Genomic DNA, 16179 nt, shown 5'->3' with positions numbered 1-16179 from the left:
CGTAGACTCTCGCCCGATGCGGTTCGAGAAGTGGCAGGCCCTGGGCAACGACTACCTGATCGTCGAGCGCGAGCGGCTGCCGTTCGCGCTGACCGCGGCCCGCGCGCGGCTGCTCTGCGACCCCCACCGCGGCCCCGGCGGCGACGGCGTCCTGGAGCTGTCGCCGGCGACCGAGCCGGGGTCGATCGCCGACCTGCGGATCATCAACCCCGACGGGTCCGAGGCCGAGCTGTCGGGCAACGGCGCCCGCGAGGCGATCATGTACCTGGTCCGCCGCGGCTGGACCGATCGCAGCCAGTTCTCGATCACCACCGTCGCCGGCGAGATCCGGCCGACGATCCTCTCCGACACCACCTGCCGGATCGACATGGGCCGCGCGCGGCTGGTCAGCGACGACTTCCCCGACGGGCCCGACGACGGCCGCGGCACGATCGAGGCGGTCGACGGCCTGCGCTGGTCGTTCCAGCACGTCAAGGTCGGCAACCCGCAGTGCTCGATCGCGATCGGCGACCGGGCCGAGCTGGACGCGCTCGACCTGCCGGCGATCGGGCCGGCGATCGAGCACCACCCGTCGTTCCCCAACCGGACCAACGTCTCGTGGTACGCGGAGGTCGAGCCGGGCCGGATCCGGGCGCGGATCTTCGAGCGCGGCGTGGGGGAGACGCTCTCCTCCGGCACCGGCGCCTCGGGGGCGGCGGTCGCCTACGTGCTCGCCGGTGGCGGGGGCGGCGGGGCCGACGACCGCGAGAGCGTGACCGTCGAGCTGGACGGCGGCGAGCTGGTGGTCGACGTGACCGAGGACCTGCACGTCGACCTGACCGGCTGGGCGGTGCCGGTCTACGTGGCCGAGGCGAGCGAGGAGCTGCTCTCCGCGCTCGCCGCGGCCGAGTGACCGGCCTCAGTCGTTGGCGTGGAGGGCGGCGTTGAGGCCGCCCCAGTCGCCGCTGCGCGGGCGCGCCTCGACGGTGCCGGTGGTGCTGTTGCGCCGGAAGAGCAGGCCGTTCTGGCCCGAGAGGTCGCGGGCCTTGACGACGTGGCCGTCGGCCAGCGTGACGACCGTCCCGCCGGTGACGTAGAGGCCGGCCTCGACCACGCAGCCGTCGCCGAGCGAGATCCCGACCCCGGCGTTGGCGCCGAGCAGGCACTGCTCGCCGAGCGAGATGACCTCCTTGCCGCCGCCGGAGAGGGTGCCCATGATCGAGGCCCCGCCGCCGATGTCGGTGCCGTCGCCGACCACCACGCCGGCGCTGATCCGGCCCTCCACCATCGACGAGCCGAGGGTGCCGGCGTTGAAGTTGACGAAGCCCTCGTGCATCACCGTCGTGCCCTCGGCCAGGTGGGCGCCGAGCCGCACGCGGTCGGCGTCGCCGATCCGGACGCCGCTCGGGACGACGTAATCGGTCATCCGCGGGAACTTGTCGATCGAGGTCACGGCGACCGGCCGGCCCTCGGCCCGCAGCCGCAGCCGGGCCTGCTCGAAGCCGTCGACCGGGATCGGGCCCTGCGAGGTCCAGACGACGTTGCTCAGCAGCCCGAACTGGCCGTCGAGCGAGAGGCCGTGGGGGCGCACCAGCCGGTGCGAGAGCAGGTGCAGCCGCAGGTAGACGTCGTGGGCGTCGACCGGCGCCGCAGCCAGATCCTCGATCACGGTCACGACGGCGATCGTGCGCACGCCGCGGCCCGGGTCGCGGCCGATCGCGGCCGCCACCGCACCGCCGGCCGCCTCGGTCGCGCGGGCGAAGGAGACCTCGCTGGTGCCGCTGCCGCCGGTGTGGCCGGCGCGGGCGATCGTCGCGGCGTCGAGCCCCAGCGCGGGGGTCGGGAAGAAGGTGTCCAGGACCCGTCCGTCGGCCTCGGCGACGGTGGCCAGGCCGATGCCCCAGGCGCCTGCGGTCTGCTGCTGCTCGCTCACGCGTGGGAGCCTAGAAGAACGGCGGCGCGGCGGTCGGCCGCTGCGCGCTTCCGGTCGACCGGCGTCCGGAACGTCGCAGCGGGTGGCTCAGACGTCGTCGGTGAGGGCGATCAGTCGCTCGGCGGCGACGGCGCAGTCGGCCAGCGTGGGCACCAGCGCCACCCGCACGTAGCCCTCGCCGGCGGGACCGAAGAAGGCCCCCGGCGCGACCACGATCCCGGCCCGCAGCAGGCCGGCGGCGAAGGCGGCGCTGCCGCGATCGCCGCCGTCGCCGTCGGTCAGCACCGCGGCCAGCTCGGCGGTCAGCGGGTCGGCCAGCGCCTCCCGCGCCCACGGGGCGGTGGCCCAGTCGGCGGGCAGCGCCAGCCAGCGGAAGAACGAGGCCGGGCCGCCGGCGTCGCGCAGGCCGAGCGCGTCGAGCCCCGGTCGCAGCGCGTCGAGCTTGGTCCGGTAGCGCGCGCGGACCTCGTCGACGTGGCGCTCGTCGTTCCAGGCGGCGACCGCCGCCCGCTGGACGAACCGCTGCGGGGCGACGCCGACGCTCGGCCGGTAGCGCTTGAGGGCGGCGATCAGGTCGGCGTCGCCGGCCACGAAGCCGGAGCGGTAGCCGGGCATCGACGAGCGCTTGGAGAGGGTGTTGACCACCAGCACGCCGGTCAGCCCGTCGCCGTCGGCCGCGACCTGGAGCGCCGAGTCGGGGGCGTCGCCGCTGAACCACAGCTCGCTGTAGGCCTCGTCGCTGGCCAGGACCACGCCGTGGCGGCGGCAGCGGGCGGCGGCCAGGGCGTACCACTCGCGGCTCGCGACGGCGGCGGTCGGGTTGTTCGGGTAGTTGACCCACAGCAGCGCCAGCCGCGACCACTGCTCGTCGCTGATCGCCTCGAGGTCGGGCAGGAAGCCGTGCTCGGCCCGCAGCGGCAGCTCCAGCACCTCGGCGCCGGCGAAGCGGGCGCCGCGCTCGTAGACCGGGTAGGCCGGCTGGGGGATCGCGACCAGGTCGCGGCCGCCGGCGACGTCGACCAGCACCTGCGGCAGCCCGAAGACCAGCTCCTTCGAGCCGAGCGTCGGCAGCACGTGGCGGTCGGGGTCGAGGGTGGTGCCGAAGCGGCGGCCGATCCACCCGGCGACCGCGGCCCGCAGCTCCGGCAGGCCCTCGGCCGACGGGTAGCCGGAGATCGTCTCCTCCTCGACCGCCGCGACCAGCGCCCGGCGGATCAGCTCCGGGGTCGGCTCGCGCGGCTCGCCGGCGCCGAGGTCGACCAGCGGCGGGCCGTCGGGCCGGGCGGCGGCCGCCCGCCGGCGGGCCACGCCGAGACGGGCGAAGGGGTAGGTGCCGGTGCGGCGCAGCAGCGGGTTGCGCGGGAACGCGGAGGCCATCGGCGGGGACGCTACCGCGACCGGCTGCCCGGCCGCGGGAGCGTCGGTCGCCCTGGTCAGACGGTGAGGCCCGGGCAGGTGTCGCGGGCGGCGGTCGTGTCGCGGCGGACGATCCGCTGGCGGCGGGCGACCGTCCGGCGCGTCGTGCGGACCCGCCGCTGGAGCCGCTGCCGGGTGGCGCGGTGCTTGGCGCGCGACAGCTGCCGCCGCTGCGTCTTCAGCCGCTTGCGCGACTTGGTCAGCGCGCGGCGGTCGCGCTCCAGCTTCTGGGCGGCGGTCGTGCAGCGGGCGGAGACGTCGATCGTGGTCTCGACGTCGGTCGCGTACTGGCGTTGGTCGCCCTCGGCCTCGAGGAACGCGCAGACCTGCTGCTCGCCGGCCGCCGTGGGCGAGACCTCGCCGCTGGCGCTGGCCCGGTAGCCGCGGCTGGGGTCCGGCTGCGGCACGAGCCGGCGGTCGATCGCCACCGGGCCCTCGGTGCCGGCGAAGCTGCCGCCGCAGCGCGGAGCCAGCTTGACCCGCAGCTTCAGCGGTCCGTCGGCCGAGGTCAGCGCGCCGGGGTCGGCGCTGACGGTGACGGTGATCGTCAGCGGCTTGTCGGCCCGCGCCAGGGTCGGCGCCTGGACCCGGAGCGCGATCGGGTCGAACTCGTCGGCGGCGGCGGGCAGCGCGGTCGCCGCCAGCGCGACGGCGGCGGCCACGGCCACGGCGGGCGAACGCCGGCTCACGGTCGCAGCCCCATCGACGAGGGGTGGCGGAACATCCGCGCCGGGGTCGCCGGCACGTAGTCGAAGCCGAGCCGGTCGAGGTAGCCCGAGCTGTAGAGCTCGGCCAGGTCGTGCGGCTTGGCCCGCTCGGGCGGCGGGGCGGCCGGCTCGCCACGCAGCCGCGCCTGCCCCTCGCTCGCCGCCGGCTGGGCGCCGATCGGCTTGCCGCGCATGATCCGCCGCGGGCCGGGCAGCGCCGGCAGGTCGAGCTTCGGCTTGCCCGCGAAGTCGAACGAGAGCGCGATGTTGCGGGCGAACTGGTCGCGGCGGGTCAGCGGCGCCAGCCCGTAGCGGTAGCGGATCATCTTCAGGATCGACTCGAAGCCGTAGACCCCGTGGTCGACATGGCCGCGGCGGACCCACGGCGAGACGGCGATCGCGGGGATCCGGAAGCCCATCTGGCCGAAGTCGTTGGCGACGTCGCGGCTGGAGCGGACGTCCGGCACCCGCGGCGGCCGGACGTGGTCGAAGAACCCGCCCCACTCGTCGTAGACGATGAACAGCGCGCCGCGCTTCCACTGCGGCGAGCGCATGAAGGCGTGGACGACATCGGCCATGAACGCCTGGCCGACGCGGACGTCGCCGTGCGGGTGCTCGTCGCCCGAGGTCCCGGCCTCCTCGCCGTTGAACGACGGGTCGACGAACGAGACGGCCGGCAGGGTCCCGGCCGCGCAGCGCTCGTAGTACTCCTGGACCGGGCCCGAGCGGGCCAGCCCGGGCACGCCCCAGAGCGCCGCGACCGGGATGTCGGAGTAGAAGTAGCGGCTGCTGACGCCCTTCTGGGCCAGCGCGCTGAAGATCGTCTGGTCGGGCAGGCCGAGCGGCGAGTCGGCTTTCAGGAACGGGAAGCCGTTGTCCTTGCGGCCGAACGACTGGGCGCTGTGCATGTAGTACCGGTTGGGGTACGTCGAGCCCAGCAGCGAGCAGAAGAAGCGGTCGTAGGTGGTGAACGCCTGGGCGGCGTGGGGGATGAAGGGCAGGTCGGGCTTGGTGTAGTAGCCGATCGAGAAGACGTCGCTGTCGGACTGCAGGAAGCCGTCGTTGCGGCCGCCGTCGAGCTGCGTGCGGCCGCCCTCCCAGGAGTGGTCGGGGTCGAGGTAGGCGAGCCCCTGGAAGTCGGGCGCCAGCCGGTGGGTGTGGTGGACCTTGCCCTGCTTGTCGCGGAAGGTCAGGCCCGCCTGGCGCCCGTCCGCGCCCGGCAGCCAGCCGAGGTAGTGGTCGAACGAGCGGTTCTCCATCATCAGCACCACGAAGGTGTCGATCGGGAGGTTGCGGCCGCTCGGTAGCGCGCGCGTGCCGCGGCGGGTGGCCTCGGCGAGGACCGTGTCGGGGCTCAGCGTCAGCCCTAGGCCAGCCAGACCGGCCACGGCGGCGGTCCGCTCCAGGAACTCGCGCCGGCTGTGGTAGGCGTCGTGGTGCTCCGCCTCCAGCCGCTCGGCCTCGTCGGGATCGTGGACGTCAGGCATCGTTCCCCATGCTGCGCTCGCTGCTCTCCATCGCGTGTGGCGCTCCGGTGAAGAGCCCCCTTCCGGTGGACACTCTCGCCCAATCTGTCACGGTGACGCAAGCAGGACGGGAGCGGCAGCGCGCCGGGATCGCGGCAACCCGCCGCGAAGCGGGGGTCAGGCGCCGTCGCGGACGAGCGCGGCCAGCGTCTCGTAGCTCTCGACCAGCGCCGAGATCGCCACCTGCTCGTCGCGCTTGTGGGCGAAGGCCGGGTCGCCGGGCCCGTAGTTGATCGCCGGCACCGCGGCGAGGCCGAACTCGGCGACCGGCGTCCAGGCCTGCTTCGGCGTCACCTCGCCGCCGCTGCGGGCGATCAGCGACTGGGCCAGCGGGCCGTCGATCGCGACCGCCCCCGAGGGCGCGTTGCCGATGATCGTCAGCTCGCTGCCGGGCGCGTGGCACCAGGCCCGCAGCTGCGACTCGGCGGCCTCCGGCGGGATCCCGGGCGGGTAGCGGTAGTTGACGTGGGCGTCGACCCGGTCGGGCACGACGTTGTCGGCCACCCCGCCGGCGATCCGGGTCACCGAGACGCACTCGGCGTAGCTCAGGCCGTGGAACTCGTGGCGCTGGATCGGCACCTGGGCGAGGTGGGAGATCCCGACGGCGGCGCGGTGGATCGCGTTCTCGCCCAGCCACGGGCGGGCGCTGTGGGCGGCGGTGCCGTGGAAGCTCCAGGTCGCGTTGAGGTTGCCCAGGCAGCCGCCCTGGACGCCGTTGGCGGTCGGCTCCATCACCACCGCCAGGTCGGCCCGGCGGAGGTCGGGCTCGCGCTCCAGCAGCGGCGTCAGGGCGGTGTCGACGAACGGCAGCTCCTCGCGCCCGAAGAGCACCACGCCGAGGTCGCAGGCGCGGTCCGGATCCCGGTGGACGCCGTCGCGCAGCAGCTCCAGCATCACCGCGCAGGCGCCCTTCATGTCGCAGCTGCCGAGCCCGTGGACGACCCCGTCGGCGATCCGTCCCGGGCGGTTGCCCTGGACGGGGACGGTGTCGAGGTGTCCGGCGAGCAGGATCAGCGGCCGCTCGCCGCGGACGGTGGTGCCGGCGGTCAGGCAGGTGTCGTGGGCGTCGTGGGTGGCGACGCCGGCCTCGAACAGCAGCGCCTGGGCGAGCGCGATCGCCGGCTCCTCGTGGCGCGACTCCGAGGGGCAGTCGACCAGCTGGAGGGTGGTGGCGGCGAGGCGGTCGGCGAGCGCGGTCACCGGCCGAGCCTATCGGCGGCCCGGCCGCTCGACCTTCGGCGGGCCCGCGGTCGACCGGCGGCCGATGCGGGGGACGGGGGCCGTCGGCGATCGTGGCCGGGATGACGACGACGGGCGACGACGAGGGGATCAGCCGGGCGCAATTGCTCGCCGGCGCGGCGGGGCTCGGCCTGGCGGGCCTGGCGGCGCCGGCGGCCGCGGCCGAGTCGCGGCGGGCGAGGAGCGCGGCCCCGCGGCCCCGGCGCGGCGTCCCCCTGCGCGGCGTCGGCTACGAGGTCGCCGACGGCGAGACGCCGCAGACGAGCTGGAGCGCGGAGCGGATGCGCGGCGACCTGCGGGCGATCGCCGACGACCTGCGGGCGACGTCGGTCTCGGTCTTCGGCGACGGCGTCGAGCGGCTGACGGCGACCGCCACCGCCGCGGTCGAGCGCGGGCTCCACGTCTGGCTGCAGCCGCGGCTCGGCGACCGGCCGCCGCGGCAGATCCTCGACCACCTCGGCGAGGTCGGCCGGCAGGCGCGGGAGTTGCGGCGGCAGGGCGCGCGGGTCACGCTCAGCGTCGGGGCCGAGTTCGTGCTCTTCGTGCCCGGGATCGTGCCCGGCGCCGACGCCCTCGAGCGGGTCGCGGTGCTGCGCTCCGGGCGTTTCGACCGGCGGCGGATGCAGCGACGGCTCGACCGCTTCGTGGCCCGCGCGGCGCGGGTCGGCCGGGCGGCGTTCGACGGGCCGCTGACCTACGGCGCGGCGATCGACGAGCGGGTCGACTGGCGCCGCTTCGACGTCGTCTGCGCCAACTACTACCCGGCCTCGACGCGGCGGTCCGACCACGCCCGCGACCTGCGGCCGCTGCGCCGCTGGGGCAAGCCGGTCGCGATCTCCGAGTTCGGCACCTGCACCTACCGCGGGGCGCCGCGGGCCGGCGGCCTGGGCTGGGACGTGCTCGACCGCGACGGCCGGGTCCGGCGCGGCCTGGTCCGCAGCGAGCGGACCCAGGCCGACTACCTGGTGGCGCTGCTGCGCAGCTTCGCGACGCTCGGCCTGGAGGGGGCGATCGTCTACGACTTCGTGACCCCCGACGCGCCCCACCGCCGCGATCCACGCCAGGACCAGGATCTGGGCAGCTACGGGATCGCGAAGGCGATCTGGGGCGCGCCGACGGCCCCGACCGACCACTGGCGGTGGGAGCCGAAGCTGGCCTACCGGGCGCTGGCCGACGCCTTCCCGCGGACCGGCCCGGTCGCCGCCGGCTAGGGCTCGTCGGCCTCGAGCACCGCCACCAGCCGCTCCATCGTCGCGACCGCGGCCCGCAGCTCGTCGGCGCCGACCGCGGCCCCGATCCGGGCCGCCCACGGGTGCTGGGCGAGGCTGATCCGGCGGATCGCCCAGTAGCCGGCCTCCGTGCAGGCCAGCAGCTTCGCCCGCCGGTGGGCCGGGTTCGGGCGGTACTCGGCCAGGCCGTCGGCGACCAGCAGGTCGGCGACCCGCTGGACGCCCTGGCGCGTCATCCCCATCCGCAGGGCGACGTCGGCGACGCTCCGCGGCTGGTCGAGGACGCCGCCGAGCACCTGCCACCAGGCGGCGGTGATCCCGCCCTCGGCGGCCAGCCGCTGGGCGACCTTCTGCAGCCGCCCGTTGAGCCGGAAGGTCTCCAGGATCACCGCCGTCAGCGCGGCGCCGGCCTCGCTCTCGGGCGGCGGGGTCGGCCACGCGTCGCGCGGGGGGACCGGCTGGTCGTCGCTCACGCCGCGGCCGCCATCAGCCGCGGGAAGGCCGCCGGATCGCCGTCGGCGAAGACGCCCTCGTAGGCGGCCAGCGTCTCGTCGCCGGCCAGCCCGAGTCGGCGCAGCACGGCGGCCGCGAACTGGACCGGCGACTGCGGGCCGGCGGTGATCAGGTCGCCGTCGACGACCGCGCGGGCGTCGACGTAGCGGTCGCCGCCGGCGTAGCCGGACGCGGCCAGGTACTCGGGCGCGGCGCTGGTGTGGTCGCGGTCGTCGAGCAGCCCGGCGCGGGCGAGCCCGAAGGTCGCCCCGCAGATCGCCGCCACCGGCACCCCGGCCGCCAGCCAGCAGCCGGCCGCGTCGGCGAAGGCGGCGCCGCCGCCGGCGTCCCAGAGCGCGGCGCCGGGGAGCAGCAGCAGCGCGCTGTCGGCGGGATCGACGTCGGCCAGCAGCGCGTCGGGCAGCACCCGCAGGCCGCCCATGGTGGTGATCGGGTCGCGCGTCTCGGCGACCCCAACGACGTCGAAGGGGCGGCCGGTGAAGCGTCCGCTGCGCAGCTCGGCCAGCAGGTGGCCGGGCTCCCAGTCGGCGAGCGTGTCGTAGAGGGCGAGGTGGACGGTCGACATGTGCAACATGTTGTCAAAATGACAGTGTGTTGTCAAATCGATTGGCCGGGGGTGAACGTCGCACGGTGGGGCGCGGTCGCAGGGTGTGCGACGTTGGCCCACACGCTCGGTGGGGAGCGCGACACGGCGGCGGGGGCCGGTCCGGCGTGTGACGTTCACCCCTGGGTCGCCCCGCCCCTCGCCCGGCCGGACGACCAGGCGTAGACTGGAGGGCAGTGACGAATCGCCAGCGAGGCCAGTCCCGGACGACCCATCCCCACGACCTGGAGCAGCAGCGCGCCGCCGCCGACCAGCGGGCGCTGATGGTCGGCGTGCTGCCGGCCGGCGACGACCTGTCCGAGCTGCGCGAGCTGCTGCGGACCGCCGACGTCGAGGTCGTCGGCCAGATCGTCCAGCACCGCGACGAGCCGCACCCCAACAGCTACGTCGGCGAGGGCAAGCTCGACGAGATCAAGGCCCGCGCGGCCGAGCTCGACGCGACGCTGGTGGTGACCGACGACGAGCTGTCGCCGCGCCAGGAGCGCAACCTGGAGGGGCGGCTGGCGATGCCGGTGCTCGACCGGACCGCGCTGATCCTCGACATCTTCGCCACCCACGCCCACAGCGCCGAGGGCAAGCTCCAGGTCGAGCTGGCCCAGCTGCAGTACAACCTCGCCCGCATGCGCGGCCTCTGGAGCCACCTCGACCGGCTCGGGGTCGGCGGCGTCGGCACCCGCGGTCCCGGCGAGACCCAGATCGAGACCGACCGCCGGCTGGCCCGCGACCGGATCGCCAAGCTGCGCCGGCGGCTCGACGACGTCAAGGGCACGCGGGCGGTGATGCGGGCCGAGCGCGCCCGCTCCTCGCACGTGCCGAACGTCGCCCTCGCCGGCTACACCAACGCCGGCAAGTCGACGCTGCTGAACGCCCTCACCGGGGCCGAGGTCGGGGTCGAGAACCGGCTCTTCCACACCCTCGACCCGACCACCCGCACGCTGCGCTGGAACGGGCGCACCTACCTGCTGACCGACACCGTCGGCTTCATCCGCAAGCTGCCCCACCACCTGGTCGAGGCGTTCGGCGCCACGCTCGAGGAGACGGTGATCGCCGACCTGCTGCTGCACGTCGTCGACGCCAGCCAGCCGGACGAGCAGCTGACCGCGGTCCTGCACGCGGTCGAGGGCGTGCTGAAGGAGATCGGCGCGATCGAGGACGGGGTCGGCGTCGGCGGCGGGATCGCCCCGCTGATCGTGCTCAACAAGTGCGACCTGCTCGACGACGCCCGCCGCGAGCAGCTGCGGATCCGGTTCCCGAACGCGGTCCAGGTGGCCGCGGCCTCCGGCGAGGGGCTGGGACGGCTGGCCGAGCGGATCGAGCGCGCCTTCGAGTCGACCCTGCGCCCGGTCGAGCTGCTGGTGCCGTACCCGGCCGGCGCGACCCTGGCCGAGCTGCACGAGCTGGCCGGCGACCTGGAGCAGGAGCACCGCCCCGACGGGGTCCTGGTGCGGGCGCGGCTGCCGCGCCAGCTGGTCGCCCGCTACGACCGCTTCCGGGTCGAGCCGGCCGCCAGCGAGGCCTGATCGGCCGCCGGCCGGTCTGCGATCCTGCGGGCCGTGAGCGAGTCCAGCGGCGTCTCGACGATCACCTTCCGGCGTCTCGACCCGGGGGCGAGGCTGCCCGTCCGCCAGCACCCCGGCGACGCCGGCCTCGACCTCTGCTGCCTGGAGCCGGTCCACCTGGAGCCGGGCGAGCGGGCGATGGTCCCGACCGGGCTGGCGGTCGCGATCCCCGAGGGCCACGTCGGCCTGGTCGTGCCGCGCTCGGGACTGGCCGCGCGCCACGGCGTCTCGCTGGTCAACGCGCCGGGGACGATCGACGCCGGCTACCGCGGCGAGCTGCGGGTGCTGCTGCTGAACAGCGACCGCGAGCAGTCGTTCATCGCCTCCTCCGGTGAGCGGATCGCCCAGCTGCTGGTGGTGCCGGTGGCGCTGCCGGTGGCGATCGAGGTCGACGAGCTGGGGGAGACGGCCCGCGGCGCGGGCGGCTTCGGCTCGACCGGTCGCTGAGCGCCTAGAGTCCCGCCATGGGCGCGATCACGCTGCACCTGGGCGACATCACCACCGACGAGGGCGCCGACGCGATCGTCAACGCCGCCAACTCGAGCCTGCTCGGCGGGGGCGGCGTCGACGGGGCGATCCACCGCGCGGCCGGGCCCGAGCTGCTGGCCGAGTGCCGGCTGCTGGGCGGCTGCGCGACCGGCGAGGCGAAGATCACCGGCGCCGGGCGGCTGCCGGTCGAGCACGTGATCCACACCGTCGGCCCGGTCTGGCGCGGCGGCGAGGCGGGCGAGCCCGAGCTGCTGGCCTCCTGTTACCGCAGCGCGCTGGCGCTGGCCGCCGAGCACGGCTGCCGGCGGGTGGCGCTGCCGGCGGTCTCGGCCGGGATCTACGGCTACCCGCTGGAGCAGGCGGCGGCGATCGCCGTCGTCACCACCCGCGCCGCGCTGGCCGAGCACGAGCAGCTGGTCGAGGCCCGTTTCTGGCTCTTCAACCAGCCGGCGCTGGCCGCCTTCGCCGCCGCGCTCGACCACGCGGCCTGAGAACGGCGACGGGCCGCCCGTGGGCGACCCGTCGACCGGCGTTCCGCGGGGTGGCCGCGGCTACTTGACGAAGCCGAACTGCTTCAGGTACTCGCCGGCGGCCTGCTCCGGCGTCTCCTTGTCGAGGTCGACGCGGGCGTTCAGCTCCTGGACGACGTCGGCGTCGAGCTTCGCGTTGACGGTCGCGATCGCCTTCTCCAGGTCGGGCCCGGCCTTGTCGTAGACGTCCTTGCGGACGACCAGGGTCGAGTTGTAGGGCGGGAACATGCCCTTGTCGTCCTTCAGCAGCACGAACTTCTCGCGCTTGTTCTGCGGGTCGGTGGTGAAGACGATCGAGACGTCGGCCTGGCCGTCCTTCAGCACCTTGCTGCGCTGGCTGAGGTCGACCGGGACGAACTTCTTGAACTTCAGGCCGTAGGTCTTCTGCAGGCCGAGCAGGCAGTCGAGCCGCTGGCGGCACTCGGGGCTGCCGTAGAGCGTCAGGTCCTTGGCGACCTTGGCCAGGTCGGAGATGTTGGTCAGGCCGTACTTCTTGGCCGTCGCCTCGGTCACCGCGACCTCGTTCGAGGAGGTGAACGGCGTCGGCGGCAGGGCCACCAGGTCGTCCTTGGCGAAGTCGGTCTTGACCTGGGCGAAGGCGGCGGCCGGATCGTGCGGCAGGGCGTCGGTCTTGACGCCGAAGAACGACAGCAGCGCGGTCCCGGTGTACTCCGGGTAGGCGGAGATGTCGCCCTGCTTGAGGGTCTTCAGCGCCGTCTGCTCGTCGCCGAGGTTGAGCTGCTTGTCGACCGTGTAGCCGGCGGCCTGAAGGGCCTGGGCGTAGACCTCGCCGAGCACCTTCTGCTCGGTGAAGTTCTTCGACCCGATCGTGATCTTGACCTTGGCGTTGGCCGGGTTCGAGGTGATCGCGGCGCCGCTGTCGGAGGTGGTCGCCGTGCTCGCGGTCGAGGCCGACGTCGCGTCGCCGTCGCTCTTGTCGTCGTCCCCGCAGGCGGCGAGGCCGAGCAGCGCGACGAGCGCGAGCAGGGCGAGGACCAACAGCCGCACCTGCGGCAGGGATCGTTGCTGGGTCATGAGGTGCTCAGGCCCTTTCCGGCCGGTTTGACGAGGAAGCGGCCGCGCCGGGTCGCGCCGGGCGTGCCGCGGAGGGGAACGGGCGTGACGGCCCGCTGGGCGGCGCCGAGGCCGACCTCGGCCACGACCGCCAGCAGCGCGACGACGATCGCCGCCGCCAGCTTGCCGGCGTCGCCGTAGACGCCCTGGGAGAGGATCGGGTCGCCGAGCGTGATCACGCCGGCCAGCGGGGCGATCGTGGCGGTGGCGATCACGTTGACGACCGACGTCCGCAGGCCGCCGAAGATCAGCGGCAGCGCCAGCGGCAGCTCGATCTGGCGCATCACCTGGCGGTCGGTCAGGCCCTGGCCGACGGCGGCGTCGATCACGTCGCGGTCGACCTGGGTCACGCCGACGTAGGCGTTGGTCAGGATCGGCGGGATTGCCAGCAGCGCCAGCGCCAGCGTCACGTTCAGGAAGCCGACGCCGAGGAAGGCGATGAAGAGCGCGATCAGGACCAGGCTCGGGACCGCCCGGCCGACGTTGCTGACCGAGACGGCGAGGAAGCCGCCGCGCCGCTTGTGGCCCAGGTAGAGCCCGAGCGGCAGCGCCACCAGCGCGGCCAGCCCGACCGCGGCCAGGGTCACCTGCAGGTGGGTCCAGGCAAGGCCGCCGAAGTCGGCCAGCCCGCCGACCTCCTTGCCGCCGGCCCGTGACTCGCGGGCGTGGAGCAGGAAGTCGATCGCGTCGCCGAAGAGGCCGAGCGCGGCCAGCGGGGTGCTCATGTCGCCACCGCCCGCGTCCAGGGGGTCAGGAGCCGCTGGACCAGCAGCACCAGCACGTCGAGCGCGATCGCCAGCAGCACGCAGAGCCCGCCGGCGACCAGCACGTTGCTCTTGAAGTTGAGGTCGGCGTAGATCGGGTCGCCGAGCCCGCCGGCGCCGGCGAAGAAGGCCAGCGAGGCCAGCCCGACGGTGGTGGTGGCGGCGATCCGCAGGCCGGCGGCGATCTCCGGCAGGGCCAGCGGGATCTCCACCCGCCACAGCACCTGACGCTCGTCGAGGCCCATCCCGTGGGCGGCGTCGACGACGTCGCGGGGGACCCCGTCGAGCCCGGTCACCACGTTGCGGAAGATGATCAGCAGCGTGTAGGAGACGAGCGCGATCTCGGCGGTCAGGAAGCCGCGACCGGTGATCGGCAGCAGCAGGAAGAAGAGCGCCAGGCTCGGGATCGTGTAGAGGATCCCGGTCACCTGCACGATCGGGGTCACCAGCCAGCGGCGGCGGTGGGCGATCAGGGCCAGCGTGAACGAGATCGCGAAGCCGATCGCCAGCGCCACCACCGTCAGCAGCACGTGGCGCAGCAGCGGGTCGACGTAGCGGTCGAAGTGGTCGACGATCCAGCCGGGGCAGATCCCGTCGTTGGCCACGCACGAGGCGCCGGCGCCGCTGGAGCGGTCGCGGACGAAGCCCTCGCCGGCCTGGGCCAGGATCGGGAGCACGCTCACGCGGCGCCTCCGGCCTCGACCGGCTCGACCGGCGCCGGCCCGGGGGCCAGCTCGCGGGCGACCGCGTCGCTGGAGAGGACGCCGATCAGCGCGCCGCGGGCGTCGACCACGGCCGCGAACTGGACCCGGTGGGCGAGCACGTCGCTGAAGGCGTCGCGGAGCACGTCGTCGCGCTCGACGGTGGCGACGGCCGAGCCGATCCCGTCGGCGACCCGCTCGCCGCGGAGGTCGTCGTCGTCGAGCCAGGCCAGCGGCCGGCCCTCGGGGTCGACCACCAGCGGGTAGGGAATCGCGGCGCCGCGCAGCTGCTCGCGGACCCAGGCGGTCGGGTCGCCGTAGCGGACCTTGACCGCCTCCTCCAGGGCCAGGTCGCGGACGCGGCCGAGCGCCAGCCGCTTCAGCGCCCGGTCGGCGCCGACGAACTGCTCGACGAACTCGTCGGCGGGGGAGAGCAGCAGCTCGGCCGGGGTCGCGTACTGGGCCAGGTGGCCGCCGGGGCGCATGACGGCGATCCGGTCGCCCATCTTGATCGCCTCGTCGATGTCGTGGGTGACGAAGACGATCGTCCGCCGCAGCGTCTCCTGCAGGCGCAGGAACTCGTTCTGGAGCCGCTCGCGGGTGATCGGGTCGATCGCCCCGAACGGCTCGTCCATCAGCATCAGCGGCGGGTCGACGGCGAGCGCGCGGGCGACGCCGACCCGCTGGCGCTGGCCGCCGGAGAGCTGGGCCGGGTAGCGGTCGGCCATCTCGGCGCCGAGGCCGACGAGGTCGAGCAGCTCGTTGGTGCGGGCGGCGATCCGCTCCTTGGTCCAGCCGAGCAGGCGCGGGACGGTGGCGACGTTCTCGGCGATCGTGCGGTGGGGGAAGAGCCCGGTCTGCTGGATCACGTAGCCGATGTCGCGGCGCAGCTCGGCGGCCGGGCGGGCGGTGTTCGGCTGGCCGTCGATCAGGATCTGGCCGCCGCTCGGCTCGATCATCCGGTTGACCATCCGCATCACGGTCGTCTTGCCGCAGCCGGAGGGGCCGACCAGGACCAGGATCTCGCCGGCGGGGACCTCGAGCGACAGCGACTCGATCGTCGGCGCGTCGGCGCCCGGGTAGCGCTTGACGACGTCGACGAACTGGAGCTGCGCGGGCGCACGCTCGGACCCGGGGGACGTGGCGGGGTCGGACGGGGTCGGGGAGGGAGAGGACATCCCGGGCTCCTGGTGGGACGCGAGGCCGTCGGTCGACCCTGCGAAGGCGCGAGCCTAGCAGCCGGGTGCGGACGTTACGTCCTTGGTACCCGAAAGCGGATCGGGTTTAAGGGATTGAACGGGAGGGTGCGTCCGATTTAGGACGGTGGTCTCGGGCTGGTCGATCGATCGCCGCTGCGGGAGCAGGTGACGACGGTGCGGCCCCACCGCTTCCGCGGCCGCGACGTCCTGGCGGTCCGCGGGGCGGTCGATCGCGCCGACGTGGCCGCCGTCGTCGGGTTGCCGGTGACCGCGGCGGCGCGGACGATCCTCGACCTCGCGCCGCGGGTCGGCGAGGCGCGGGTCCGGCGGCTGATCCGCGAGGGGCAGTACCGCCGCCTGCTGACGCCGGCGTCGTTCGCCGAAGCCGAGGAGCGGATGCCGCGCCACCCGGGGATCGCGATCGTGCGGCGCGTCGATGCTCGGCTGGAGGTGCGGCTGACCGGCGACAGTCCCCTCGCCGGCGATCTGGCCGTCTTCCTCGCGACCGAGACCCCGCTTCCGCCGCCGGTCCCGCAGTACCGGCTGCGGGCCGGCGGAACCTGGCGGGTCCTGGACTTCGCGTGGCCGCGGATGCGGCTGGCGGTCGAGGCCGACGGACGCGACGGCCACGCGCCGCCCCAGGGCCACGCCTCCGACGCCCGCCGCGACCAGGGGCCGCTATGGGACGTCTGACGTCCCAAAACGGCGTTCGAGGCG

General features: G+C 74.7%; 17 protein-coding genes. 6 read left to right on the top strand and 11 right to left on the bottom strand.

The window, feature by feature from the left end; genetic code table 11:
* Positions 1 to 16 precede the first annotated feature (16 nt).
* Positions 17 to 892 (top strand): diaminopimelate epimerase, encoded by an 876-nt coding sequence (dapF, locus tag SH587_RS12495; RefSeq protein ID WP_320670951.1) that lies wholly within the window; start codon positions 17 to 19, stop codon positions 890 to 892.
* Between the two features lie 6 nt (positions 893 to 898).
* Here the strand turns inward: dapF and dapD are convergent, their stop codons facing one another.
* From dapD to dapE, 5 genes are all read right to left on the bottom strand, one after another.
* On the bottom strand, positions 899 to 1912 hold the full coding sequence (gene dapD / locus SH587_RS12490; RefSeq protein ID WP_320670950.1) for a 2,3,4,5-tetrahydropyridine-2,6-dicarboxylate N-succinyltransferase: 1014 nt from the start codon (positions 1910 to 1912) through the stop codon (positions 899 to 901).
* Between the two features lie 87 nt (positions 1913 to 1999).
* Positions 2000 to 3289, bottom strand: coding sequence for a pyridoxal phosphate-dependent aminotransferase (locus SH587_RS12485; RefSeq protein ID WP_320670949.1), 1290 nt, complete (start codon positions 3287 to 3289; stop codon positions 2000 to 2002).
* A 56-nt stretch (positions 3290 to 3345) separates the two neighbouring features.
* Positions 3346 to 4017 carry a hypothetical protein gene (locus SH587_RS12480; protein WP_320670948.1) on the bottom strand — a complete coding sequence of 224 codons (672 nt, stop codon included), beginning with the start codon at positions 4015 to 4017 and terminating at the stop codon, positions 3346 to 3348.
* Positions 4014 to 5522: an alkaline phosphatase family protein gene (locus tag SH587_RS12475; protein ID WP_320670947.1), complete on the bottom strand. Its 1509-nt coding sequence runs from the start codon at positions 5520 to 5522 to the stop codon at positions 4014 to 4016. Before SH587_RS12475 ends, SH587_RS12480 begins: the two co-directional genes overlap by 4 nt.
* 156 nt (positions 5523 to 5678) lie before the next feature.
* Positions 5679 to 6761 (bottom strand): succinyl-diaminopimelate desuccinylase, encoded by a 1083-nt coding sequence (gene dapE / locus SH587_RS12470; RefSeq protein WP_320670946.1) that lies wholly within the window; start codon positions 6759 to 6761, stop codon positions 5679 to 5681.
* A gap of 101 nt (positions 6762 to 6862) precedes the next feature.
* On the opposite strand from dapE, the gene SH587_RS12465 reads away from it, so the two are divergent.
* The gene (locus SH587_RS12465; protein ID WP_320670945.1) at positions 6863 to 8011 is read left to right on the top strand and encodes a glycoside hydrolase family 113 protein; all 1149 of its coding nucleotides are present in this window, start codon (positions 6863 to 6865) and stop codon (positions 8009 to 8011) included.
* Here the strand turns inward: SH587_RS12465 and SH587_RS12460 are convergent.
* Positions 8008 to 8502, bottom strand: coding sequence for a MarR family winged helix-turn-helix transcriptional regulator (locus SH587_RS12460; protein WP_320670944.1), 495 nt, complete (start codon positions 8500 to 8502; stop codon positions 8008 to 8010). The genes SH587_RS12465 and SH587_RS12460 overlap by 4 nt on opposite strands.
* Positions 8499 to 9107, bottom strand: a complete 609-nt coding sequence (locus SH587_RS12455; RefSeq protein ID WP_320670943.1) for a DJ-1/PfpI family protein — start codon at positions 9105 to 9107, stop codon at positions 8499 to 8501. The genes SH587_RS12460 and SH587_RS12455 overlap by 4 nt, the downstream gene beginning before the upstream one ends.
* Before the next feature lie 215 nt (positions 9108 to 9322).
* Here SH587_RS12455 and hflX point away from each other — a divergent pair, with 215 nt between their 5' ends.
* The 3 genes from hflX to SH587_RS12440 are packed head-to-tail and all read left to right on the top strand — an operon-like array spanning position 9323 to position 11685.
* On the top strand, positions 9323 to 10666 hold the full coding sequence (gene hflX, locus SH587_RS12450; RefSeq protein ID WP_320670942.1) for a GTPase HflX: 1344 nt from the start codon (positions 9323 to 9325) through the stop codon (positions 10664 to 10666).
* 33 nt (positions 10667 to 10699) lie between these two features.
* Entirely contained in the window at positions 10700 to 11152 is a 453-nt protein-coding gene (gene dut / locus SH587_RS12445) for a dUTP diphosphatase (RefSeq protein ID WP_320670941.1), read from the top strand.
* A gap of 17 nt (positions 11153 to 11169) precedes the next feature.
* Complete coding sequence (locus tag SH587_RS12440) at positions 11170 to 11685, top strand: O-acetyl-ADP-ribose deacetylase (protein WP_320670940.1); 516 nt, start codon at positions 11170 to 11172, stop codon at positions 11683 to 11685.
* 60 nt (positions 11686 to 11745) lie between these two features.
* On the opposite strand, the gene SH587_RS12435 is transcribed toward SH587_RS12440, so the two are convergent.
* From SH587_RS12435 to SH587_RS12420, 4 genes are read right to left on the bottom strand one after another with little or no spacing between them, the layout of a single operon-like run.
* Positions 11746 to 12759: a glycine betaine ABC transporter substrate-binding protein gene (locus SH587_RS12435; protein ID WP_320670939.1), complete on the bottom strand. Its 1014-nt coding sequence runs from the start codon at positions 12757 to 12759 to the stop codon at positions 11746 to 11748.
* The gene (locus tag SH587_RS12430) at positions 12756 to 13523 is read right to left on the bottom strand and encodes an ABC transporter permease (protein WP_320670938.1); all 768 of its coding nucleotides are present in this window, start codon (positions 13521 to 13523) and stop codon (positions 12756 to 12758) included. Before SH587_RS12430 ends, SH587_RS12435 begins: the two co-directional genes overlap by 4 nt.
* Positions 13520 to 14245: an ABC transporter permease gene (locus SH587_RS12425; protein ID WP_320670937.1), complete on the bottom strand. Its 726-nt coding sequence runs from the start codon at positions 14243 to 14245 to the stop codon at positions 13520 to 13522. The genes SH587_RS12430 and SH587_RS12425 overlap by 4 nt, the downstream gene beginning before the upstream one ends.
* A complete protein-coding gene (locus SH587_RS12420; protein WP_320670936.1) occupies positions 14242 to 15441 on the bottom strand; it encodes an ABC transporter ATP-binding protein in 1200 nt (399 codons plus the stop codon). Before SH587_RS12420 ends, SH587_RS12425 begins: the two co-directional genes overlap by 4 nt.
* Before the next feature lie 195 nt (positions 15442 to 15636).
* Between SH587_RS12420 and SH587_RS12415 the strand changes: the two genes are divergently transcribed.
* On the top strand, positions 15637 to 16155 hold the full coding sequence (locus tag SH587_RS12415; RefSeq protein WP_320670935.1) for a putative endonuclease domain-containing protein: 519 nt from the start codon (positions 15637 to 15639) through the stop codon (positions 16153 to 16155).
* Positions 16156 to 16179: the final 24 nt, after the last annotated feature.

It is taken from the genome of Patulibacter defluvii (assembly GCF_034096925.1).
Taxonomy (GTDB): domain Bacteria; phylum Actinomycetota; class Thermoleophilia; order Solirubrobacterales; family Solirubrobacteraceae; genus Patulibacter; species Patulibacter defluvii.
This window is presented reverse-complemented; position numbering and strand designations above follow the sequence as displayed.